The following is a 20,696-nucleotide window of genomic DNA, read 5'->3' as shown; positions in this document are numbered from 1 at the left end:
TAGCGCACTGGCCCCGGGGGTGCTTTTTAGGTACGACCTCCGTCTATCTCCACGCCATGACCCGACTCGCCATCGTCACCGGCGTGGACGCCCCCGACCTGACCGACGACGGGCAGCGACTCGCCGCGGCCCTCGGAACGCACGGCGTCGACGCTGCGGCAGCACGCTGGGACGACCCGAGCGTGGACTGGGGGCGGTTCGACGCCGCGCTGTTCCGGTCGTGCTGGGAGTACTACCGCGACCTCGAGCGGTTCCTTCGACTGCTCGAGCGACTCGAAGCGGCCGACGTCACGGTCCGGAACCCACCCGAGGTCGTCCGCTGGAACGTCCACAAGTCGTACCTCCGTGACCTCGCCGGGGCGGGCGTCCGGGTGGTCCCCACGGAGTACGTCGGCCCGGACGAGGACGCCGACCTCGCGACGATACTGGCAGAGCGCGGCTGGGACGAGGCCGTCGTGAAGCCCCCCGTCGGGACGAGTTCGGCTGGCGTCTGGCGGACCAGTCGGGAGACGGCGACCGCCGACCAGTCCCGGTTCGAGCGACCGTTCGACGCCTCCCGGCGGGTCGGCGACAGCGCTTCGAAGGACGGCAGCGAGACGCTCCCGAACCAGGGCGCGCTCGTCCAGGAGTTCTACCCAGAGGTGGCCGGCGGCGAGCGCTCGCTCGTCTTCTTCGCGGGGGAGTTCAGTCACGCGTGGGAGAGCATCCGGGCGGACGACGCCATCGGCGTCGAACCGACGGCCACCCCGGCAGGCGCGTTCACCTCCGACGAGGAGACGCGCGCGACGGCCGCGGGCGCACTAGATGTCGCCGCCGAAGTACTCGACACCGACGCCTCGGCGTTCACCTACGCCCGTGTCGACGGCGTCCATCGCGATGGCGCGTTCCACCTGCTCGAACTGGAACTGGTCGAGCCGTACCTCGACCTCGGGGCACGCGAGGGCGCGGTCGAAACGTTCGCGGACGCCGTGGCGCGCGCGGTCGCTGGCGGCGAGTGACCGTCCGGCGTCAGGGCTCGTGGCCCTCACGGAACGCCTCGATGGCTGCCCGGTACCCCTCGCGGAACGTCGGGTACCGGAACTCGTAGCCCAGTCCGCGCAGGCGCTCGTTCGAGCACCGCTTGCTCGTCAGTACACGGCGCTCGGCCGCCTCCGACAGGTCACCCGCCGCGAGGCGCTCCTCCTTCGTCCGCTTGGCCGGGCGCTCGACCCCGCACTCGTCCGCCAACCAGTCGGCGAACGCCCACTTCTCGACGGGTTCGTCGTCGACGACGAGGACGTCCTCGTCGACGCCGTGTTCGAGCAGGAACGCGACGGCGCCCGCGGCGTCGTCCCGGTGGACCATGTTGAGGTAGCCCGCCGTGACCGGCCCCTCGAGGTAGCGCGAGAGGCGGTAGCGCCGGGGACCGTAGAGACCGGCGAACCGGGCGACCGACCCCCCGATGCCGTACTCGGCGGTCCGCTCACGGGCGACCCGCTCGGCCTCGGCGAGGACACGCGTCTTGTCCGTCGTCGGCTCGATGGGGGTGTCCTCGCCCACCCAGTCGCCGCCGTGGTCACCGTAGACGCCCGTGCTGGACGTGTAGACGTACCGCTCGGGGGGAGCGTCGCGCTCGCCGAACGCGTCGATGGCCGTCCGCTGGCCCTCGACGTACACCTCGCGGGCGCGGTCCGCACCCCGGCCCCCCGAGGAGGCGGCGAACACCACCCAGTCGGCGTCGGGCACGCGTGCGAGTCCATCAGGGTCGGTCACGTCGGCCTGCACGGCCTCGAGGCCCGCGTCCTCGACGGCCGCGGCACCGTCGTCCGACCGCCGGACGCCGACGACGTCGTGGGCGGCCGCCAGCTGCCGCCCGAGTTCGAGGCCGACGTAGCCACACCCGAGTACGACGACCCGCATGCTACCGGGACCGCTCGTCGAGGAACTGGTGGATGCGCGCGAACTCCCGGAGCGTGATGGGGAACCGACCCTCGACCTTGGCCTGGATCTCGCGGCCGGAGAGTTCGCCGTCGATGCCCGCCGAGAGCGAGTCCACGTCGACCACGGCGGTGGTCATCCCCATCAACAGGGCGTCGCGCGAGAGCGCGACCACGTCGTCGGCAGACACCGCGCCGTCGAGCGCGAGCAGGGCCGCACCCTCCTCGAGCGTGAGTTCTGGGCTCTCGCCGTCGACCAGTGCCTCGACCGTCGCCTCGTCGACGCCCGACTCGGCCGCCGCGCGTTCGACGCCGACCGACTCGACCGACTCGACGAGCATCGCCTCGTAGGCCGCGTGCAGGTCCGCCGGCGTGTGGGTACCGGGGTCCTCGACCGCCTCGTGGAACATGGGCGTGGCTACGAGGGCGGCGGGTAAGTGGTTTCGTTCGCGGTCGCCGCCGCGACGTCTGGCGCGCCGGGTCGTGGCCACCCGGCCGAGCGTTCGTCGGCGTTCCCGTCCTTGTCCCCGACCCCGCGTGGCCCGGGGGGCACCGCGACGGCGACGGCCGTCGAGACGTCGAAGGCCACGGCGTCGCTCCGCCCGAGCCGCTCCGGGCTGCCGTCGCGGTCCACGTCCAGTCGGACGACACCGGCCTCGCGGACGTAGGTGAGCGTCCCGGTAGGCGGGCGGCCCGTCGGTGCTCGGAGCGTCACACGCTCGTACCGGCCCCGGACCGTGACGTGCCAGACGTTCGCCGTCGCGTACCAGTACCCGGGCACCGGGGTCACGGGGACGCCCGCCGGGACGGCGCTCAACGGCCCGGGGAGCCGCTCGCGGAGGCGGCCGACTCCAGTCTCGACCGCTCGCGTCGTCACCTCGCGCGTGGCCGTCCGGGCGACCCAGCGGAGCCGACGACCGGTGCGGTCGACCGGTCGCGCCGCCACCCGGACGGAGGCCGACCGGAGCGCCCGTCTGCGCGTCGCACGCAGCGCGGTCCGGAGTGCGAGGCGGCGGGCCTCGGCCCGATAACGAGGGACCCGGCGCGCGACGGCGTCGACCACCCGAGGCACGACCGACCCGTGCGAGAGCGCGAGCGCGCGCCCGGACGGGTCGTCCCACCGCGCGAACGCCGACCGCACCGCCGCCCGCCGCATCTCGCGACCCACCCCACGCCGCCGGAGGGTCCGCCGCAGGCGCCACGAGACGCGACCGACCGAGCGGTTCACCGCTCTGCGGAGGCGTCCGGTCTCCTCTCGGAGGCTCGAATCACCCGTCCGGGCGGCGACCCGGCGCGACGACCGGAGCGTCCGGGCGGCCGTCCCGAGTCCCACCGTCCGGTCGTCGAACAGCGCCGCTGTCACCGCGGCAGCGGCCCCGTCGCCGGCGTCGGCGTACGGCACCGCGAGGTTCACGTTCCGCGTGACGAGCGGTGCCCCTCCGGGCACGGACGAGGACGCCGTCGCGCCGAGGTAGACCGGGGTGGTGGAGACGCGAGGGGCGAACGGCCCCGCCCGCCCCGCCGACTCGCGCCCCACGCTGGGCGCCGCCACGCCGACGCTCGTCACCTCGCGGAGCCAGTGGAGGTCGCCGAGGCCCGCTGCCCGGAGTCGCGCGTCGAGGCGGCGCTCGGCGACACCGTGGCGGGCGGTCTGGGTGTCGAGGCTGGCGAGGACGGCGTCGAGGTACGCGGCTCGTACCGCCACCCGCGCCCGGTCGGCGACGTGGTCGTACCGCGCTGGCGCAGCCACGAGGTCCGCGCGCCGCTCCCGGAGACGGTCGGCCAGCCGGGCAGCCGGCGAGACCGTGAGCGTGGCGAGGTCACCACGCTCCACCGACACCGAGACGTTCCGCACGCGACGGTGCAGCGAGACGAGATCGGCGAGCGCCCGGTCCCGGAGCGCCGCGGGGACCTCGCCGGCGACGGACTCGGTTCCGTCCAGTCCCTCGCGGACCGCCCGCACGGCCAGTCGGTCGGTGCGGGCCTCGAACCGACGCGTCGCGGTACGCCCGGCGTCGGCGAGGTTCGAACCGCCGGTCGGGTCCGGGCGACGGACGAACGCCGACCGGACGGGTCGGACTGGAGCCGCCGTCCGGCGACTCGGTCGCCCCTCGTGGACCAGGGCGACAGCGTAGGTGGCCCGGTCCGTGTGGCGGGTCCGTCGTGTCTCGCCGTCGTGTGCCCAGCGTTCGGTCACCGTCCGGGTGCGGACGACACGGCGCGTGGCCGTCCCGAGGCCGTGCCACCCCGTCGCCGGGTCGGGGGGTGTGACGCCATCCCCGAGGGGTCGTGCCGACCACTCGGTGTCGACCCGTCGGTCCACGAGAGACCACCCCGGCCCCGGTGGCCCACCCGAGCCACCGGTCCGTCCGTCCCGCTGGACGGTCGCGCGGGTCCGGACCGTGGCCGTGTAGGCCCGCGCGAGCACCGCGTCGAGTCGGCCGCCGCTGAGGTTCGCGAGCGCGCTGTCGGCCGCCGGAGCGGCCGAGACGGTGCGACGACGAGTGTCGGGCAGCCGGTCGGTGGTCGGCGAGCCGCCCGTGACCGTCCCGTTCGAGCGGGCCAGCGCCTCGCGGACGCCACCGGCCACGTCCGCGGCGGCCACCCGTCGGGTGGCCTCGCGGAGTTCCCTCGGGGCGCGGGCGTCGAGGCCACCGAGCGTCGCGCGCTGGGTGTCGAGGAGCGCCCCGTTCGCCAGCAGTTCGACGTGACGCGTGCCGAGCACGTTCACGACGGGCGCGCCGCCGTACTGCGCCGTCCCGCGGGCCCACGTCGCGGCGGCGAGACGAGCGGTGAGGCGTCTCGCGAACCCCGGTCGGAGGGGCGAGCGGGCCAGTCGACGCTCGAACCGCTCGACGCGCTCGTGGAGCGCGAACAGTGGCCATTCGACGACGACCGACGGCGACAGCTGGACCCGGTCAAGCGGTCGCCCGTCGCGCGTGACCACGAGCGTGACGTTCCGGACGGTCGCCCGGAGCGCCGTCCCGTCGGGTCCCACCGCGGTGGTCTCGACCCGTTCGAGCGCCGCCCGGACGCTCGCTCCCGGCCCCGGTTCCGATGGGCGGGGTGACTGGCGGGCGACCACGCGAACGTCGCCGACCCGGGTGTCGAGGTGTCGTAGTCGGTCCTCGAGCGCGAGCGCTACCCGGAGTTCGAGTGCGGCACGGAACGGGTCGCTCCCGTTCAGCGCTCGGCCGGTCGGCGTGTCGGCCGGCGTGGTGAGCGGCCTCGCGGCCGACTGCCGCGCCGCCTCGCGGGTGGCTCGCCGGAGCGCGGTCACCACCGCGGCCTCGGCACGCTCGATGGCACGTTCCGCGGCTGGCTCGGTGGTCGCCGTCGGCCCGGTTCGACTCGTCGCCGCGAGTGTCGACGCACTGACCAGCAGCAGGACGGCGACCACCGCGAACGGGACCCGGCCACGGTCGGTCCCGTCAGGCACGTGCCCACCGCCGGACGACGACCCTGACCTCGCCACCCTCGACGGCACGGGCGGCCGCCACCGGTGAGTCGAACGACCGTCGCAGGTCGCGTTCGAGGGCGGCGGCGAGCGCCCGCGAGAGTCGCGTGTTGGCCGCGCGCGGTTCCACCCGTTCGACCGGACCGCGGACCGACGTACCCAGCAGGGCCGCGACCCGTCGGTACCGGTAGGTCACGAGCGCGTCCACCGGGTAGTCACCCCGTAGCGCCCGGGCGGTCGACGTCGGTGGGAACAGGCCGCGGACGGTCGCTCTGGCGACCACCCGCGCGACGCCGGCGTAGCCGTCCCGCTGGGCCGCCCGGAGTGCCCGGTCGCGAACAGGGGGGAATCCCGAGTCGAGCGTCGCAGCGGCCGTCGAGACACGCGCACCCGGTGGCGGGGTCGGGCCGGCGGCGACGCAGCCCCGAACCGGGGCACCGGCGTACGGCGTCCAGACGGCCCGGACGTGGACACGGGGGCCGGTCGCGTTCCGGGCGGCCAGAACCACCCTTCGCTCGAACCCGTCGCCGGTGTGGGTCACCGCCCGTCCGTCGACGATGAGGTTACCGACGGCGGCGTCCGCGAGCAGCGACGCGACGGACCCGTGTGCGTACCGGTCGAACGTCGGCCCCGACTCGCGGGGGAACGCGACGAGCGACTCGTCTGCGTGGCGCGCGCCGCTCGCCAGCGAGTACTCGGGGTTCGCGGTCACCGTCTGGAGCCGCTGGAGCGACGCGCCCGCGTCGGGCGCGGGTGCCGTCGTCACGGGGGCGACCGGCGCGAGGGTCAGCGCCCCGACGGCGACGGTGACGAGCAACAGGAACAGCGTGGCGTCGACGAGGGAGGCGATCGCCCGAGTCCGAGGCGGGGTGGCCCGTGCCCCTCGACTCATCGCCACATCCGGACCCGGAGGACCGCCGGTCGGACCCGACCGGGACCGAGGTAGGTCGCGACGCGTCGCTCGGCGAGGTGCGCACGTGCCGGGGGAGCTGGGCCGGCCGTCCACCGCCCCGCCCGTGTCAGGAGCGTCGCGTTCACTCGGTAGCCCGCCGGTCCGTCCGCGACGCCCGCGGCGAGTCGTGCAGGCCGGACCGCACCGTCGACGCGCGCGGTGTCGGCGACCCGGTCGGCCGTCTGCGCAGCGAGGCGTTGCCCTGCCTCCCGCTCCCGACCGGCACCGAGGGCGTCGAGGACGTCGGCGGCCACCCCGGCGTAGAGGGCGAGGCCCGCCGTCACCACGAAGACGGCGGCCAGCGCCACCTCCGGGGCGACCTGTCCCCTAGCCGACGAGCGTGACATCGACACCTCCCCACGAGACGGCGCGGGCCGTCAATCGCTCCGGAGCAGGTCGCCACGCCGAGCGCTCGCGGGCGGCCGACACGGCTGCCCGGAACGCCGCGGCGGAGTCGAACACGCGGTCCGGTGGCGTCCCGCGGCGGACCCGGGCGAGAGGCCCGTCGAACGCGGGGACCACCGGACCGTAGCGGAGCGTCGCACGCGCGGTCCGGTCGCCACGGCGGAGTGCGAGACGGCCGCGACGGACGCGTATCTCGGCCGCTCGGAGTGGGTGTTCGGCGACGGCGGCGTGGTCGCTGGCGGCGACGCCGTCGACGGTCCGGGCGAGTGCGGCCGCGTCCGCCGGCGCCGCTCTGGGGGGTTCGGCGGCGACACCGACCATCGCCACACTGACGAGCGTGAGACCGACCCAGAGGGCCCAGGCCTCGACTGGTGGGGAGAGCACGGGGCGGGGTGGTCCCGGCATCGGACTTGAACCTCGGGTCCGCGTGCCGCTCAGGTGAGCATCGTCGTCGCGGCGAACGCGGCGGTGTAGAGCGCGACCGCCGCGAGCAACGACTGCCCGACTCGCGTGGCGACGAGCGCGGGGTCGACGCCGCGTGCGAGTCCCGTCGCGAGCGTCGGCAGTACCACGGCCAGCCAGCAGACGTAGGCACCGACGGCGAGTCCGAGCCCGGCCACGGGCAGCGGGTCGGCCGTCGCCAGCGTGCCCGCGGGGCCGACCGCGGAACTGGTCGCCCGCACCCCCGTCGAGAGGCGCCCCGCGAGGCCGACGGTGACGCCGCCGACCAGTGGGCCGAAGACGGCCGCGGTGTCCGAGAGCGTCCGTGTCACTCGCCGCACCGACCGACGCGCCTCCCGTTCGACCTCGCGGAGGTCCTCCACGTGGTCCGCCGTGGCGACGAGCGCGCTCCCGGCGGGGGCTCCCTGCCGGCCGGCGACCGCGAGGAGGGAGACGGCGTCGGCGAGGCGCTCGCTCGGCAGGTCGGCGAGTGGCCCGTGCTCGCCCTCGAACGCGCGCTCGATACCCACGGCGAGTCGTCGCTGTCGACGCGCCGCGAGCGCGAACGCTTCACCGGTGGCACCGTCGAGGCGCTCGCTCGCGTCGGCCACCGCCCGCTCGACGGCGACCCCCTCGGCGACCCGGCGCCCCACGATGGCGAGCGCATCCGGGAGGCCCCGTTCGACGGCCCGGACGCGCTCGTGGACGCTGACCACGGGCCGGGCGGCGACGACGAGCGTGGCGCCGACGCCACCGCCGAGCGCCGTGACCGGGGCGAGCCACGGTGCGACGAGCGACCCCAGCGCGGCACCGAGCGCGCCGACGGCGACCCCCACCGGCATCGCTCGGCGGGAGTCGTCCGGCACGGCAGGGTGAGCGCGGTCGACCCGTGGTGGCGGGAACGCGACCGGGCGGCGGGCGAGGAGCCACGCGGCGGCGCCCAGCAGCCCGAGCGGCAGGAGCACGTCGTAGACGAGGACGATGGTGGCCAGCGAGACGCCGAGTCCCGCCACCCCAGCGGCGGGGAGGACGCCGACGAGCGCCAGCGGGAGGAGGACGCCGAACGCGTAGAGCGCCGTCGCCGGGCCACGCAGGTCGGCGGCGAAGGAGGTGGCGCGCTCGCGGGTCCCCTCGCGGACGGCCGCTACGGCCCGGTCGAGCGACCGTTCGCGACTCGCCGGCCCGGCACTCGCCGCCGCGGCGACGAGCGAACAGGCACGGCGCAGCGACGGGAACCGGTCGGCCCAGCGGTCGGCGAATGCGTCCAGGCCAGCGCGGCCCGTGCCACGGGCGCGGTGGGCCTCACGTGCGAGACTCCGGGCGAGAGGGCCGTCACCGTCGGCGGCGAACGCGACTGCCGACTCGACCGTCGGGTCGAGCCGCAGCCGGAGCACGAGGCGCCCGACCAGCCCCGGGACGGCCCCGAGGGCGCGGGTCAGCCGTGCCGTCGCGAGGAGGTCGGGGAGCCACCGTCTCGCGGCCAGCGCAGTGCCGACGAGCGCCGCCGTGGCGACCACGACGTGGATACGGGCCGAGACCGGGACGAGCAGGAGCACCACCCCACCGAGCGGAGGGGTGACGAGTGCCGCAGCACGGCTCGCCCGGCGGACGCGCTCGTCCCTCGGGCCGGAGCCGGGGACGGCAGTCACGGCTCGCCCTCGAACGCGCGGCGGCGACGGTCGACGGCCGCACGGACGTCGGCGTACGTCTCGTCCTGACCGGTGAGCGTCGCCAGCAGTCGGCTCTGCCCGCGGTCGACGCGCCCGGTCGGAACACCGTCGTAGAGGGCCTCGAACGCCGGCCCGTCGTCACCGGGCACCACCTCCTCGACGGCACGGAGCCGACGTTCGTCCCCGCTGCGGCCGAGCGTGACGACGCAGTCGGTGGCCCGGAACGCCGTCGGGGCGACGCCGAACTCGGAGGCCACTCGCTCGCGGACCGCGCCGGCCCCCTCGCCGTGGACGGTCCCGAGGACGGCACCGTCTCCCGCACCGACGCGCATCGCGTCGAACAGGACGCTGGCGGCCTCGGCGTCGCGGACCTCGCCGAGTGCGAGGGCGCCGTCACCGAGGCGGAGCGCGGTCCGGAGCGCCTCGGCGACGGGGACGCTCGGGCCGTCGTCGCTCGCGACCCGGAGCGCCTGGACGTCACGGCCCGCCCGCTGGAGCGGCCCGACCGGGAGTTCGGGCGTGTCCTCGACGACGAGGGTGCGCGTGCGTTCGGGGACCGCCCAGCAGAGCGCGCCGAGGAGCGTCGTCTTGCCCGCCCCACGCGGACCCGCGACGAGCACGGCCGCCCCGCGAGCGACGGCGGTGGCGAGGAGCGCGGCCGTCTCGGGTGGGAGCGTCCCGTTCGCCACGAGGTCTGCGAGCCGCCACGGGTCGGGGTCGTGTGCGCGGAACGCGAACCCGGTGCCGTCGCTGAGCGGCCCCGTGACCGCGGCGACCCGGACCCGGCGACCGGCGACGCGGGTGGTGGCGTCGAGCGTCGGCGACGCCCGCGAGAGCGACCGGCCGGAGGTCAGCCGGAACCGCGAGGCGAGCGCCGCGGCCCCCGCCTCGGTGAGCGTGACGTTCGTCTCGAGCGTCTCGTCGGCGACGCGCACCCGAAGCGGGTTCTCGGTGACGGGGGTCGTAGCGAACACGTCCGAGACCCGGCTGTCGGCCAGCAGGTCGGCGACGACACCGAGCCCGCCCGTGTGCTTCTCGAGGACGGCCGCGAGCAGCTCGGTCGGTTCCTCCGGTCCGGCGACAGCGGCGACGGCTCGGCGCGCCGCCCGGTCACCCCCGCGCTCGCCGCTCGCGGATCGGGACTCCACGCTCGCCGTTCGGAGACGCCTCCCGCTGGTCGGCGGCGCCACACGAGCCAGTCGCTCGTGGGCGTCGGCGAGCGTCGCCAGCGTGTCGTCGTCGAGTCGCCACGCCGGCGGGTCGAGGTGGTAGGTCCGCGTCCCGTCCGGGCGCGCGTACCGGCGCACGACGGCCCCCGTCTGAAGATCGGACCGGTCGAGGAACCGGGCGTCCGGCGGCGGGCCACGCCGGAGTCGCGCGTCGGCGACGGCCGGGCGACGGACGGGGGCGAACAGTGATCGGTAGTCCGTGGTGTCACACGCGCTCAGGCCGGTCTCGGCCGCGATGCGTGCGACGGGCGAGGTTCGACCGCGGCCGGCCGCCCGGGTCGCGGCGCCGAGTGGGTCGCGGCGTGCCCGCTGGACCAGCGCCCCGTCCAGGTGCCCGACGCGGGCCGCGAACCGGCCGGCCGCGAGGAGCAGCGCCGCGCCGTCGCCGGCGTACCGCCGCTCGACGCCCGCCGTCCGGACCACGACGGCCGCCGCGTCCCGTCGCTCGAGGGCCCCGACGACCGTCTCACGACAGCCCGGCCGCTCGGCGAGCCGTCCCGAACCGGGGCACTCCCGCGCGTCGAGGTGCAGTCGGTCCGCCTCGAACGTCGGCTCACACCCGCACGCGCCGCCCGCGTCGCCATCGTTCCGGAACACGCGTCGGAGTGGTCCCGGCTTCCGGCTTGAACCTCCGGACGGTCACCACCGGGCCGGCCGGTCGGCGGACGTATCCCAGCCGGAGTCGGTGGGTGCCGCCGGCGAGGGTCAGCACTCCGTCTCCGGGTGTTTCGATCGCTGGAGCCAGGCGGGCGTCCCCACGCTGGCCGCCCGCCCGCCAGCGAAGCCGAGTGCCGATGCGGAGGCTCGCGCCCGCCGGCAGGTGGATGGTCACGACCCGTCGTGCGCCAGGCTCGCCGGCACGGACCGGGTCGTTGGTGGCGGCGAACCGCTCTACGGTGGCCGCGAGGTCGGTCGCCGTGGCCTCGGTCCGTGTCGCCGCACCCGTCCGGTCGGCGACCTCGAGCGCCGGGAGGGAGACGCCGACGAGCGCGGCCGCGAGCACGACCCCCAGCACCACGCGGATCACTCGAAGGTCGCCGCCGCCACCCGTTCGAGCCACGCCCGCACGCCGAGGGTCTCCACCCGCTCGTCGGCCGTCTCGTCCCGGTCGGACGTGTCGTCGGCCCGCACCGGGCCGAGGTCGTCGAGCGCTACCCGCACCGCCGCGGTCCGTTCCGCTCCCGTGCCGTCCGCGTGCTCGAGGGCGAGGACGTACTCGCAGAGCGCACGCACGGCCGCACGGAGGTCCTCGTGAGGCTCGTCTCGGTGGCCGGGGGGCTCGCCTCTGGACCGGGCGGGCGGGGGGTGTTCCGACGGCTCGAACGCCTCGTGAGCGCAGTCACAGGCACGGGCGCCCAGCGCACGCTCGACGGCGGCGAGACGAGTCGCGAGCAGGGCGAGGTCGGTGGGGGCGGCGCTGGGTCCGACGTGGTCGGCGTCACTGGTGTCGGGGCTCGGGTCGCTCACGCGGGGGCTTGCTCGCCCCACCGGACAAGAAGCTACGGGCGTGCGGTCAGCGCTGGATGAGGCTCCGACCGTCCGTCTCCGTCCGGTCGACGTCCACCTCGAGCAGTTCGAGGATGGTCGGGGCGATGTCGAGCAGGTCGGCGTCCGCGATGCGGGTGTTCTCGTCGTCGACGAACAGGCAGGCGTTGTCGAACGAGTGCATCCCGTTGCGTGGGCCGACACCGAACACGTCGTGGGTCCCCTTGAAGCCGGCCTTGAGGTCGAAGCCGTGGTTCGGAACGACGACGAGGTCCGGCGCGATGTCGTCGTGTTCGCCGCGGAACACCTCCTCCTTCGTGGCGACGCGCTCGGCCACCTTCCGGCCGTCCGGCCCCTCGAGCGCCTCGAGGTCGGCCTTCAGCTCGGCGCGGACCGACTCGTACTCCTCCTGCGGGACGCTCCCGCGTGGCTCGCGCCCCTCGAGGTTGATGTAGAACCGGCCGGGGATGAGCGAGTAGGCCTTCGACTCCTCGGCGATGTCCTCGAGCGAGGTGTGCTCGTCGGACTCGTAGGAGAGCCACCCCTCCTCCTCGAGCCACGCGTTGCAGTGGACCTCGTGGTCGAGCGAGGTGAACCCGTGGTCGCTGGCGACGACCATCGTCACGTCCTCGGGGAGCTGCTCGCGGAGCTTCCCGAGGTACTCGTCGACCTTGGCGTAGAACTCGAGGAACAGCTCCTCGTTCGGGCCACCCTCCTCGTAGTCCTTGAACAGGAAGTGGTTGACCCGGTCGGTGGTCATGAACACGCCGAAGAAGAGGTCCCAGTCGTCCTGTTCGACGTAGTGGGAGAACGCCTCGTAGCGCGCGTCGAGCGTCTCGTGGGCGTCCTCCACGAACTCGGTCTTGTCCTCGTCGTGACCGAGTTTCGCGTTCACGTCGATGCGGTAGCCCGAGTGCTGGAGGTACTCGCGGAGTTCGTCCGGGTACGCGGCCTTCTCCACGGAGGGAGAGAGGAAGCCGCTGACCATCCGCTGGACGTTGCGCTGGGGCGGGAACGTCACCGGGACGTTGAGGACGGTGGCGTCGCGGCCCTTCTCGGCCACGCGGTCCCAGATGCGGGTGGCGCGCACGTCCTGACCCATCGGGACGTAGGTGTCGTAACTCCCGTTCTCGCGGTCCTGGAAGCCGTAGACGCCGGTCCCGCCGGGGTTCACACCGGTCGTGAGCGACGGCCAGCAGGCCGAGGACTCGGGCGGCACGATGCTGTCGATTGCCCCGCCGGCCCCGTCCTCGGCCAGCGCGGTCAGGTTCGGAAAGATGTCCGGATTGTCCGCGATCAGACTGTACGGGACCCCGTCGATGCCGAAGAAGGCGACGCGGGGCTCCCCGCCGCCGCGGAGCCGGTCGAACAGACCCATACCCCGGCTAGCGCGAGCGGGCTACAAGAAGGTTCCCTACCCGACCGAAGCGGCCACGGCTCGCCGATGCCGGCGATTCCTGCCACTCCCCGTGGCGCCGTCGAGCACGGAGTGAGGGACACGGGCGCCGCCCCCCGAATTTATGTCTCGGCGACACGAGCCAGCTGACCGATGACGGACCGGACCATCACGGTGGACGCGACGGCCGAACGGAGCGCACCCCCGGAGACGGCGGTCGTCGAGGTGGCCGCGAGGGGCGAGGGGACGACCGCAGCGGGCGCCCGACGGGCGGCCCGTGACCGCGCGGCCACGCTCCGCGAGACGCTCGCGGACGTGGTCGACCCCGACCGGGTCCGGACCACCGAGTTCGAGGTGGCCGAGACCGGCGACCTGTTCGACGCCGAGACGGACCCCCCTACCGGGCGACCGAACGCCTCGCCGTGGACTGCGCGCCCGAGACGGCCGAGGACGTGGTCGTCGGGGTCACGGACGCGGGGGCGAGCGTCCGCGGCGTCGAGTACGCACTTCACGAGGCCGCTCGCCGGGAGCGACAGGACGAGACGCTCGCAGCGGCCACCGAACGGGCACGCGAGAAGGCCCAGCGGGTCGCCGCCACCGAGGGACTGTCGCTCGGGGAGCTCCAGCGTGTCGAGACGGGCGAGGTCGGGGGGCGGAGTGGGTCCGGGATGCACTCCATCGTGGACGGCGCACTCGCGAGTGGACCGGCGTCGTCGGTCCGCCCGGACCCCATCACGGTGCGTGCGACGGTCGAGGCCGTCTACGAACTGGAGAACTGAACTGAGCCGGGTCGCTACTCGTCGTCCCGCCGCCCCTCGTCGGGGTCGTCGCTCTGGGCGGCCGCGCCCTCCGCGTTCCGCGGGACGACAGTGAGGTGGTGCATCCCGAACGTGGGTCGCCGGCGCTTCGCGCTCATACCAGCGGGTTGCCGCTACACGCACTAAATATTATCCATACGCATAAATAATCCTGCAGTGCATCCGGTATGCGCGGTGGGTATCGCACGGCGGACGCTGGGCGGTGGGGACGACGGCGAGAACGTGGCGAGGTGGTGGTCGGCAGACGGTGCGAGTCCGCTCCGAGGGTTACCCGAAGTGCTCCTCGTAGAGGTCCTGGGCGTGCTCGATGGCGTCCATCGCGGCCTGCTTGTCCTCCCAGCCCAGGGTCTCGACCTCCTTGCCCTCCTCGAGGTTCTTGTACGTCGCGAAGAACTCGTCGATCTCGTCGAGGGTCTGCTGGGGGATGTCCTCGAGGTCCTCGATGTGGTCGTAGCGCGGGTCTTCGACGGGGACGGCGATGACCTTGTCGTCCTGCTCGCCGTCGTCGTCCATCTTCATCAGAGCCACCGGGCGGGCCTCGATGACACAGCCGGGGAACGTCTGGTCCTCGACGAGCACGAGGACGTCGAACGGGTCCTCGTCGTCGTAGTACGACTGCGGGATGAACCCGTAGTCGGAGGGGTAGTGGACGTTCGAGTGGAGCACGCGGTCCAGCATCACGCCGGGGATGTCCTTGTCGTACTCGTACTTGTTGCGCTCGCCCTTCAGACACTCCACGACCGCGTATATCTCCTCGGGAGCGTTCGGGCCCGTCTCGAGGTCTTCCCAGAGATTCACCATGGCCGGGCGTGCGTCTGGCGGGTAAAAGGGGTTTTCGGGACGGCCCGAAGAGCCTGGACGGGAGTCTGTCTCACAATCGAGACAGAGTTTACTCGAAGATTCCCGCGAGATACGACCGAGATAATACCGAAGGAACCCCCCAAGACCACTGCGGGGGCATCGACCGATAACTGAGGAGATGTTCACGAAGTGTTAAGTAGGGCCGTGACATCTGGATATCCATGTCAGAGGCACGTAAAGTCACTGTCGAACCGGGCATCGCACGCGAACTTACCGCGTTTCAGCAGAACATCCTCGTCATCCTCGCCGAGGAGGCGCGCTACGGGCTCGCCATCAAGCGCGAACTCGAGGAGTACTACGGGGAGGAAGTGAACCACGGGCGGCTCTACCCCAACCTCGACGACCTCGTCGAGATGGGGCTGGTCGAGAAGTCCGAACTCGACAAGCGGACGAACCAGTACGCGCTGACCGACGACGGCGAGGCCGCCGTCCTCGGCCAGCTCGAGTGGATATTCTCGAAGTTCGTCACGGAGGAGGGGCGCGCGGAGACGCTCCACGAACTCGTCGACTCGACCCAGTAGACACGGATCCGGTATCCGGGCACCCATTCTTCGGACGCCACACGCCGAGCGACTGCCACGCCAGGGGCTCGGCTCGGCGGTCCCGACTCAGCGCTCGTCGCGTGCCGTCTCGACGGTCAGTTCGACCGACTCCGCAACGACCTCACGCTGTGCGTCGGTCGGCCACGCGTTGCGCACGAAGTACTCCGCGCGGAACTCCCGGACCATCGACTCCGTGGCCTGTTCGACCGGGCGCGCGTAGTGGTTGCCCATGAAGTCCGCGAACGCCTCGGCGGTGGCGCCGTGGACCTCGCCGTGTTCCTCGGTGACCCGTTCGGCGACGGCGCGGTTGTGCGCCTCCACGTCCTCCCACTCGCCGGGGTCACCGACGCCGTCGAGGGGGACCTCCACGGCCCGCGAGACGTCCTCGACGAGCGTCGCGTCGACGTTCCCGTCGCGGACCCACGCCTCGGGGTGGAGCACGAGCGTCTCGCCGTGGTCCTCCGAGCGCAGGCGCGAGGTGTACTCGTGGTCGGCCAGCAGTGCCGCCCGTCGCTCGCGGCAGGCCACGGCCTCGGCGTCGTCGACGGCGTTCCGGGCGAGTCGGGTGAGCCGCTCGGCCTCGTCGACCACGTCGTCGGGGAGCGGCGGCTCCGCGTCGGTGTCGTCCGATTCCGCGTCCGGGGACGTCTCGGCCGTCATCGCTCGGAGGGACGGGCCGGTCCCGCAAGAATGCTTCAGTTTCGGTCGCCGTCGAGCGCCTCGTTGGCGAGGTCGTCGGCCCGGTCGTTTATCTCGCGCGGGACGTGTTCGATGGACCAGTCGTCGAACTCGCGCAGGAGTTCGTGGACGCGGACCCGCCGCTCACGCAGTTGCGGGTCGTTCGTGTTCCACTCGCCGCGGACCTGCTTGACGACCAGTTGCGAGTCACCTCTGATCACCACCTCGTCGAAACCGGCGTCGCTCGCGGCCTCCAGCCCGGCGACGAGGGCCTCGTACTCCGCCTGATTGTTGGTCGCGCGGCCGATGCGGCGGCCCCCCTCCGCGACGATGCCGTCTCCACTGACGACGACGTAGCCCACGGCGGCGGGACCGGGGTTCCCCCGGCAGGCGCCGTCGAAGTAGACGTGCGCGCGGCCACCACCGCCGCGGAGGAGCGCCACCGCTCGCTGGGGGTCGCCGCCCTGGACGACCACCTTCCCGTCGTAGGCGACGAGTGTCGACCCGGCGTGACTGGCACGCCACAGTTCGTGGTCGGTGTTGCCGTCCCGGACCTCGACGCCGGCTTCGGTCAGTCGTTCACGGGCCTCCTCGGGGTCACACTCGACGACCGGCATTCGTCTGACGTCGGGCGAAACGCCACCTAAACGTGCCGGTGCGGACCGGAACGTTCGGCCACCTGAACGGTCAGAATGCGTCGCCGTCTGGCGGTTCCGAGTCGGCCAGAAGGTTTACCACGCAGGGTTTTTGTGTCTGCCGATAACTACTATTTAACTGTAATGACACGGCCCACCCGTCAACGGGAGCGCGAGCGCGACACCGAGTCAGAGGGGGAGCAGGAGAAGGGGGCGCGGACGTGTCCGGAGTGTGCTTCGGAGACCATCGTGAAAGACGCGGACCGCGGGGAACTGGTGTGTGACGACTGTGGCCTGGTCATCGAGGAGGACCAGATCGACCCCGGACCTGAGTGGCGGGCGTTCAACCACTCCGAGCGCCAGAACAAATCCCGCGTGGGCGCGCCGACCACGCAGACGATGCACGACAAGGGGCTGACGACGACCATCGACTGGAAGGACAAGGACGCCTACGGCCGCTCCATCTCCTCGAAGAAACGCTCGCAGATGCACCGGCTCCGGAAGTGGCAAGAGCGCATCCGCACCAAGGACGCCGGCGAACGCAACCTCCAGTTCGCCCTCTCGGAGATCGACCGGATGGCCTCGGCGCTCGGTGTGCCTCGCTCGGTCCGCGAGGTCGCCTCCGTCATCTACCGGCGGGCGCTCAGCGACGACCTCATCCGGGGCCGGTCCATCGAGGGCGTCGCCACGAGCGCGCTCTACGCCGCTTGCCGCAAGGAGGGTATCCCGCGCTCGCTCGAGGAGATCAGCGAGGTCTCACGGGTCGAGCGCAAGGAGATCGGCCGGACCTACCGCTACATCTCGCAGGAACTCGGCCTGGAGATGGAGCCGGTCGACCCGAAGAAGTACGTCCCCCGCTTCTGCTCGGAACTCGAACTCTCCGAGGAGGTCCAGTCCAAGGCCAACGAGATAATCACGACGACGGCCGAGAAGGGCCTGCTCTCCGGGAAGTCCCCGACGGGCTACGCCGCCGCCGCCATCTACGCCGCCTCGCTCCTCTGCAACGAGAAGAAGACCCAGCGCGAGGTCGCCGACGTCGCGCAAGTGACGGAGGTCACCATCCGCAACCGCTACCAGGAGCAGATCGAAGCGATGGGCATCCACTGACCGGCGCGAAGGTTCTTGTACCGGGACGGGGCCAGCCACCCCGTGCGCTGACCCTCGCGGCGGGACGGGTCGCTGTCGTGTGGTCCACCGTCCCGCCGGCTGCCGGGACCACCTGTTCGCCATCCGACGACGGTCCGTTCACTTCCACCCCGCTGCCGAACGTTTCAAGCCCCGCGAGACCCGTCTCTCGGTAGATGCGGCTGGACGAGTTCATCGAGGGGTACGAACGCGACGAGGCCGCCGACCTCCGACAGCTGGCCGAGGAGAAGTCCTACGCCATCACGGAGTACATCGAGGACGTGGAGAGCGGGTTCGCGGAGTCGGTGCAGGGTGACTCGCTGTTCGGCTCCACCGCGCCCTCCATCTTCGTCGGCCGCTCGGGCTACCCCGAGGTGGCGACGGGTCTGCTCTCGCCCGTCGCGGGCGAGTTCGACCCCAACGAGTACACCACCAGCGGCGACTGGTACGCGCAGGGCGTCGACATCGACGGCGTGTTCCAGCGGCGCACCGGCCTCCTGAACTCCACTCGCTACGCGGACGTCGACGTGGCCGACACGTGGGACGGCTTCGTCGGCGTCCAGCGCGAGGTGGCCATCGCCGACCGACCGGTGGACGTGGAGATCGGCCTGTCGGGCAGGCCGAACCTCGACGTGAGCGAGTCCCTCGACGCGACCGGGATGCGCGCGCCGAACGGCCCCCGCGTGAAGGCCCGGAACGCCGAGCTCACCGAGAATCCGCACGTCCCGCGCGCCGTCGAGAAGACGCTCTCCGACGACGACTGGCGCGCGGAGGGCGCCATCGCCTACCTCTACCGGCGCGGATTCGACGTCTACGACATCAAGCGCATCCTCTCGGCGGGCGCGCTCGGGCGCGCGAAGGAGCGCCGACTCGTCCCCACGCGCTGGTCCATCACGGCCGTCGACGACACCGTCGGCCAGTACCTCCGTGGACGCATCCGGAACGCGCCGAGCGTCGACGAGGTGGAGGTCTGGCGCAACGACTACGTCGGCAACACCTACTGGGTCATCCTCGCGCCGGGCGACTGGGAGTTCGAACTGGTCGAGATGAAGGCCCCCGGGAGCATCTGGAACCCCGACGAGTCCGGGCCGTACTGGGTCGGGTCGGACTACGAGAGCTACACCGGCCGCACCGCATACGTCGACGAGACGAGTGGGGCCTACTACGCCTCCCGGCTGGGGGTGCTGGAGGAACTCGAACGCCGCGGCCGACAGGCGAAGGTGCTCGTCCTCCGCACGGTCTCGGACGCCTACTGGGCACCCGTCGGCGTCTGGCAGATCCGCGAGTCCGTGCGGAACGCCTTCGAGGGTGAGGCCGGCGTGGCCGAGACGTTCCACGACGCGGTGGGAGCGCTCGAACCGCAGTTACCCATCTCGCCGGCACGCCTGCGCCGGAAGTCGGAGATGGTCGCGGGCGTCCAGACCAACCTCGGACAGTTCGGGGGCTGACGGAAGCTTCTTGTCGCTCGTCCGAGCAGTCGGGGTATGGTCCCCTTCCCCCTCCAGACCGTCCCCGGTGGCCCCGAACTGGTGATACTCGCCCTCTCGCTCGTCACGAGCATCGCTGTCGCCGTCGGGTTCGTCGGCGGTATCGGCTACTTCTACCTCCGCGTCCGCTCGGGCGGGAGCGTCGCCGAGCGGCTCGGTCGCATCGAGCGGAAAGTCGGCCGGCTCGAGGCGCAGGTAGAGGCGCTCGAGGACGGCGAGGAGTGAGACCTCGAGAGTCGCCAGACTTATCGCCGTAATCGTGACACGTCGAGCTATGCTGGTCCCCCTCTTCCCCGGCCTCCCCGGTGGCCCGGAACTGCTGATCATCCTGATACTGTTCGGGCTGGTGATCGTCGCGCCGCTGGTACTGCTCGCGGTGGCGGTCGTCGGCGGCGTGCGACTGTTCGGTGGCTCGGCCGACGAGCGCGTGGAGGAACTCGAACGCCGCGTCGAGGAGTTGGAGACGGAACTGGAGCGTGAGCGGCGGCGGGACTGACCGACTGCTCGGTCGCTACTCCGCCGTATCCAGCTTCGCCCACGCCGCCTCCACCAGCTCCCCAGTGTCCGCGACGATGTCGGCCATCTCCTCGCTGTCGGGTGCCATCCCGAGCAGTCGGGCGGCCTTCATGATGCTGATGTGGTAGACCGTCTGGACGCCCGGTTCCTCCTCCCAGACGACGACGTTGCAGGGGAACAGCCCGCCGATTCGGTTGTCGCTCGCGTCGAGCGCACGGTCGGCCATGTTCGGGTTACAGGCCCCGAGGACGAAGTAGGGGTCCCGGTCGGCGCCGATCTTCTCGTTCAGCATCTCGCTCGGGGAGAACTCCGTGGCGATGCCGAACCCCTCGCTCGTGAACGCCTCGCGGACGTGCTCGACCGCGTCCGCGTGGTCCATGTGGAGGGTCGCTCGTTTCTCGCCGATGTCCTCGCTCGAGAGCTGGCTGGGGTCGACTGGCAACATCGTGTGGAGATGCGCGTCTGCGAGCGAAAAAGGTTCTCACCAGTGGTACGGGCGGCACACTTCCGGACCGAGGTCGCCGCTCACTCGACCTCGATGACGACCGGGCCGTCGTCCCCCTCGTCCTCCGTCGCCTCCGTGTGCTCTTCGTGCCCCCCGACCTCGACCACGCCCGTCGTCTCGTGCTCGACCCCCTCCGTGAGGTCCTCCAGCGCGAGTCGGAGGTTCCGCTTGTTCGTCTTCCAGACCGCGTCGAAGAGGACCCCGACGTAGGGGATGGAACCACCGACGGCGTCGATGACGACGTTGGCGAGCATCCGGAGCACCGTCGAGAACGAGACGCCGAGGTACGCCGCCTCGGCGACGATGTAGAGCGAGACGACGGCGCCGACCGCGCTGCCCACGCCCGGAACGGCACTCACGAGCGGGTCGAGGCCGACCCGGAACCCGGTGCCCGGTATCTCGACCTGCTCGTCGAGCAGTTTCGCCACCGCGCGCATCCGCTCTACCGCCGCCTCGTCGAGCGACTCCGGGAGTTCACCCTCGAACCCGTCGACGAACGCCGTGTCGAAGTCGTGGTGGGTCATCGCCCTCAGGAGGGGTCGCCGACGGATAAGTTACGTGCCGGCGTGGGCAGGCCC

Annotated in this window: 23 protein-coding genes and 2 pseudogenes; 8 read left to right on the top strand and 17 right to left on the bottom strand. The window is 72.5% G+C overall.

Annotation, left to right across the window (positions count from 1 at the left end; all coding sequences use genetic code 11):
* Window positions 1-56: 56 nt before the first annotated feature.
* Window positions 57-998 carry an ATP-grasp domain-containing protein gene (locus N0B31_RS01460; protein ID WP_260594010.1) on the top strand — a complete coding sequence of 314 codons (942 nt, stop codon included), beginning with the start codon at window positions 57-59 and terminating at the stop codon, window positions 996-998.
* Window positions 999-1,008: 10 nt separating this feature from the next.
* Here N0B31_RS01460 and N0B31_RS01455 read toward each other — a convergent pair whose 3' ends face one another.
* The 11 genes from N0B31_RS01455 to N0B31_RS01405 are packed head-to-tail and all read right to left on the bottom strand — an operon-like array spanning window position 1,009 to window position 12,933.
* Window positions 1,009-1,899, bottom strand: a complete 891-nt coding sequence (locus N0B31_RS01455; protein WP_260594009.1) for an NAD-dependent epimerase/dehydratase family protein — start codon at window positions 1,897-1,899, stop codon at window positions 1,009-1,011.
* Window position 1,900: 1 nt separating this feature from the next.
* Window positions 1,901-2,326 carry a DUF5791 family protein gene (locus N0B31_RS01450; protein ID WP_260594008.1) on the bottom strand — a complete coding sequence of 142 codons (426 nt, stop codon included), beginning with the start codon at window positions 2,324-2,326 and terminating at the stop codon, window positions 1,901-1,903.
* Window positions 2,327-2,334: 8 nt separating this feature from the next.
* Entirely contained in the window at window positions 2,335-5,355 is a 3,021-nt protein-coding gene (locus N0B31_RS01445) for a DUF7286 family protein (RefSeq protein WP_260594007.1), read from the bottom strand.
* Complete coding sequence (locus tag N0B31_RS01440) at window positions 5,348-6,265, bottom strand: DUF7284 family protein (protein WP_260594006.1); 918 nt, start codon at window positions 6,263-6,265, stop codon at window positions 5,348-5,350. The genes N0B31_RS01445 and N0B31_RS01440 overlap by 8 nt, the downstream gene beginning before the upstream one ends.
* A complete protein-coding gene (locus tag N0B31_RS01435; RefSeq protein ID WP_260594005.1) occupies window positions 6,262-6,672 on the bottom strand; it encodes a DUF7285 family protein in 411 nt (136 codons plus the stop codon). The genes N0B31_RS01440 and N0B31_RS01435 overlap by 4 nt, the downstream gene beginning before the upstream one ends.
* Window positions 6,653-7,114, bottom strand: a complete 462-nt coding sequence (locus N0B31_RS01430; RefSeq protein ID WP_260594004.1) for a DUF7283 family protein — start codon at window positions 7,112-7,114, stop codon at window positions 6,653-6,655. Before N0B31_RS01430 ends, N0B31_RS01435 begins: the two co-directional genes overlap by 20 nt.
* Before the next feature lie 50 nt (window positions 7,115-7,164).
* Window positions 7,165-8,820 carry a type II secretion system protein gene (locus N0B31_RS01425; RefSeq protein WP_260594003.1) on the bottom strand — a complete coding sequence of 552 codons (1,656 nt, stop codon included), beginning with the start codon at window positions 8,818-8,820 and terminating at the stop codon, window positions 7,165-7,167.
* Window positions 8,817-10,667, bottom strand: a complete 1,851-nt coding sequence (locus N0B31_RS01420) for an ATPase, T2SS/T4P/T4SS family (protein WP_260594002.1) — start codon at window positions 10,665-10,667, stop codon at window positions 8,817-8,819. Before N0B31_RS01420 ends, N0B31_RS01425 begins: the two co-directional genes overlap by 4 nt.
* The gene (locus N0B31_RS01415) at window positions 10,624-11,088 is read right to left on the bottom strand and encodes a DUF7311 family protein (protein WP_260594000.1); all 465 of its coding nucleotides are present in this window, start codon (window positions 11,086-11,088) and stop codon (window positions 10,624-10,626) included. The genes N0B31_RS01420 and N0B31_RS01415 overlap by 44 nt, the downstream gene beginning before the upstream one ends.
* 5 nt (window positions 11,089-11,093) lie before the next feature.
* On the bottom strand, window positions 11,094-11,537 hold the full coding sequence (locus N0B31_RS01410; RefSeq protein WP_260593998.1) for a hypothetical protein: 444 nt from the start codon (window positions 11,535-11,537) through the stop codon (window positions 11,094-11,096).
* A 46-nt stretch (window positions 11,538-11,583) separates the two neighbouring features.
* On the bottom strand, window positions 11,584-12,933 hold the full coding sequence (locus N0B31_RS01405) for an alkaline phosphatase family protein (RefSeq protein ID WP_260593996.1): 1,350 nt from the start codon (window positions 12,931-12,933) through the stop codon (window positions 11,584-11,586).
* Window positions 12,934-13,104: 171 nt separating this feature from the next.
* On the opposite strand from N0B31_RS01405, the pseudogene N0B31_RS22580 reads away from it, so the two are divergent.
* Both N0B31_RS22580 and N0B31_RS01400 read left to right on the top strand, forming a co-directional pair.
* Window positions 13,105-13,308 (top strand): annotated as a pseudogene (locus N0B31_RS22580) (SIMPL domain-containing protein); the annotation flags it as partial.
* 35 nt (window positions 13,309-13,343) lie between these two features.
* Window positions 13,344-13,730, top strand: a pseudogene (locus tag N0B31_RS01400) (SIMPL domain-containing protein); the annotation flags it as partial.
* A gap of 14 nt (window positions 13,731-13,744) precedes the next feature.
* On the opposite strand, the gene N0B31_RS01395 reads toward N0B31_RS01400, so the two are convergent.
* The gene (locus tag N0B31_RS01395; protein ID WP_260593993.1) at window positions 13,745-13,867 is read right to left on the bottom strand and encodes a hypothetical protein; all 123 of its coding nucleotides are present in this window, start codon (window positions 13,865-13,867) and stop codon (window positions 13,745-13,747) included.
* A gap of 169 nt (window positions 13,868-14,036) precedes the next feature.
* Window positions 14,037-14,570, bottom strand: a complete 534-nt coding sequence (locus N0B31_RS01390) for an inorganic diphosphatase (protein ID WP_260593991.1) — start codon at window positions 14,568-14,570, stop codon at window positions 14,037-14,039.
* Between the two features lie 221 nt (window positions 14,571-14,791).
* On the opposite strand from N0B31_RS01390, the gene N0B31_RS01385 reads away from it, so the two are divergent.
* Window positions 14,792-15,151 (top strand): PadR family transcriptional regulator, encoded by a 360-nt coding sequence (locus N0B31_RS01385; RefSeq protein WP_260593989.1) that lies wholly within the window; start codon window positions 14,792-14,794, stop codon window positions 15,149-15,151.
* Between the two features lie 87 nt (window positions 15,152-15,238).
* Here the strand turns inward: N0B31_RS01385 and N0B31_RS01380 are convergent, their stop codons facing one another.
* Together N0B31_RS01380 and rnhA are read right to left on the bottom strand one after the other, a co-directional pair.
* Window positions 15,239-15,832, bottom strand: a complete 594-nt coding sequence (locus N0B31_RS01380) for a DUF7108 family protein (RefSeq protein WP_260593988.1) — start codon at window positions 15,830-15,832, stop codon at window positions 15,239-15,241.
* Between the two features lie 35 nt (window positions 15,833-15,867).
* Window positions 15,868-16,467: a ribonuclease HI gene (rnhA, locus tag N0B31_RS01375; protein ID WP_260593986.1), complete on the bottom strand. Its 600-nt coding sequence runs from the start codon at window positions 16,465-16,467 to the stop codon at window positions 15,868-15,870.
* 162 nt (window positions 16,468-16,629) lie between these two features.
* Here rnhA and N0B31_RS01370 point away from each other — a divergent pair, with 162 nt between their 5' ends.
* The 4 genes from N0B31_RS01370 to N0B31_RS01355 all read left to right on the top strand — a co-directional run bounded on the left by N0B31_RS01370 (window position 16,630) and on the right by N0B31_RS01355 (window position 19,593).
* Window positions 16,630-17,592, top strand: a complete 963-nt coding sequence (locus N0B31_RS01370; RefSeq protein ID WP_260593984.1) for a transcription initiation factor IIB — start codon at window positions 16,630-16,632, stop codon at window positions 17,590-17,592.
* A 194-nt stretch (window positions 17,593-17,786) separates the two neighbouring features.
* The gene (nreA, locus tag N0B31_RS01365; protein ID WP_260593982.1) at window positions 17,787-19,058 is read left to right on the top strand and encodes a DNA repair protein NreA; all 1,272 of its coding nucleotides are present in this window, start codon (window positions 17,787-17,789) and stop codon (window positions 19,056-19,058) included.
* Window positions 19,059-19,094: 36 nt separating this feature from the next.
* Window positions 19,095-19,322, top strand: a complete 228-nt coding sequence (locus tag N0B31_RS01360) for a hypothetical protein (RefSeq protein WP_260593980.1) — start codon at window positions 19,095-19,097, stop codon at window positions 19,320-19,322.
* A 49-nt stretch (window positions 19,323-19,371) separates the two neighbouring features.
* Window positions 19,372-19,593: a hypothetical protein gene (locus N0B31_RS01355; protein ID WP_260593978.1), complete on the top strand. Its 222-nt coding sequence runs from the start codon at window positions 19,372-19,374 to the stop codon at window positions 19,591-19,593.
* Between the two features lie 15 nt (window positions 19,594-19,608).
* On the opposite strand, the gene N0B31_RS01350 is transcribed toward N0B31_RS01355, so the two are convergent.
* Window positions 19,609-20,058 carry a DUF302 domain-containing protein gene (locus N0B31_RS01350; RefSeq protein WP_260593977.1) on the bottom strand — a complete coding sequence of 150 codons (450 nt, stop codon included), beginning with the start codon at window positions 20,056-20,058 and terminating at the stop codon, window positions 19,609-19,611.
* An 80-nt stretch (window positions 20,059-20,138) separates the two neighbouring features.
* Entirely contained in the window at window positions 20,139-20,642 is a 504-nt protein-coding gene (locus N0B31_RS01345; protein ID WP_260593975.1) for a DUF4112 domain-containing protein, read from the bottom strand.
* Between the last annotated feature and the right edge of the window lie 54 nt (window positions 20,643-20,696).

This window comes from Salinirubellus salinus, assembly GCF_025231485.1.
GTDB lineage: Archaea > Halobacteriota > Halobacteria > Halobacteriales > Haloarculaceae > Salinirubellus > Salinirubellus salinus.
Note: the sequence above shows the minus strand (reverse complement) of the source record. Positions and strands in the feature narration are given on the sequence as shown.

Excerpts from the sequence above, each read along its gene's own strand:
- N0B31_RS01350 (WP_260593977.1), bottom strand. The coding sequence starts at position 20,058 with ATGTTGCCAGTCGACCCCAGCCAGCTCTCGAGCGAGGACATCGGCGAG.
- N0B31_RS01395 (WP_260593993.1), bottom strand. The coding sequence starts at position 13,867 with ATGAGCGCGAAGCGCCGGCGACCCACGTTCGGGATGCACCACCTCACT.
- N0B31_RS01370 (WP_260593984.1), top strand. The coding sequence starts at position 16,630 with ATGACACGGCCCACCCGTCAACGGGAGCGCGAGCGCGACACCGAGTCA.
- nreA (WP_260593982.1), top strand. The coding sequence starts at position 17,787 with ATGCGGCTGGACGAGTTCATCGAGGGGTACGAACGCGACGAGGCCGCC.
- rnhA (WP_260593986.1), bottom strand. The coding sequence starts at position 16,467 with ATGCCGGTCGTCGAGTGTGACCCCGAGGAGGCCCGTGAACGACTGACC.
- N0B31_RS01380 (WP_260593988.1), bottom strand. The coding sequence starts at position 15,832 with ATGACGGCCGAGACGTCCCCGGACGCGGAATCGGACGACACCGACGCG.
- N0B31_RS01455 (WP_260594009.1), bottom strand. The coding sequence starts at position 1,899 with ATGCGGGTCGTCGTACTCGGGTGTGGCTACGTCGGCCTCGAACTCGGG.
- N0B31_RS01360 (WP_260593980.1), top strand. The coding sequence starts at position 19,095 with ATGGTCCCCTTCCCCCTCCAGACCGTCCCCGGTGGCCCCGAACTGGTG.
- N0B31_RS01450 (WP_260594008.1), bottom strand. The coding sequence starts at position 2,326 with ATGTTCCACGAGGCGGTCGAGGACCCCGGTACCCACACGCCGGCGGAC.
- N0B31_RS01355 (WP_260593978.1), top strand. The coding sequence starts at position 19,372 with ATGCTGGTCCCCCTCTTCCCCGGCCTCCCCGGTGGCCCGGAACTGCTG.
- N0B31_RS01435 (WP_260594005.1), bottom strand. The coding sequence starts at position 6,672 with ATGTCACGCTCGTCGGCTAGGGGACAGGTCGCCCCGGAGGTGGCGCTG.
- N0B31_RS01345 (WP_260593975.1), bottom strand. The coding sequence starts at position 20,642 with ATGACCCACCACGACTTCGACACGGCGTTCGTCGACGGGTTCGAGGGT.
- N0B31_RS01405 (WP_260593996.1), bottom strand. The coding sequence starts at position 12,933 with ATGGGTCTGTTCGACCGGCTCCGCGGCGGCGGGGAGCCCCGCGTCGCC.
- N0B31_RS01385 (WP_260593989.1), top strand. The coding sequence starts at position 14,792 with ATGTCAGAGGCACGTAAAGTCACTGTCGAACCGGGCATCGCACGCGAA.
- N0B31_RS01440 (WP_260594006.1), bottom strand. The coding sequence starts at position 6,265 with ATGAGTCGAGGGGCACGGGCCACCCCGCCTCGGACTCGGGCGATCGCC.
- N0B31_RS01390 (WP_260593991.1), bottom strand. The coding sequence starts at position 14,570 with ATGGTGAATCTCTGGGAAGACCTCGAGACGGGCCCGAACGCTCCCGAG.
- N0B31_RS01460 (WP_260594010.1), top strand. The coding sequence starts at position 57 with ATGACCCGACTCGCCATCGTCACCGGCGTGGACGCCCCCGACCTGACC.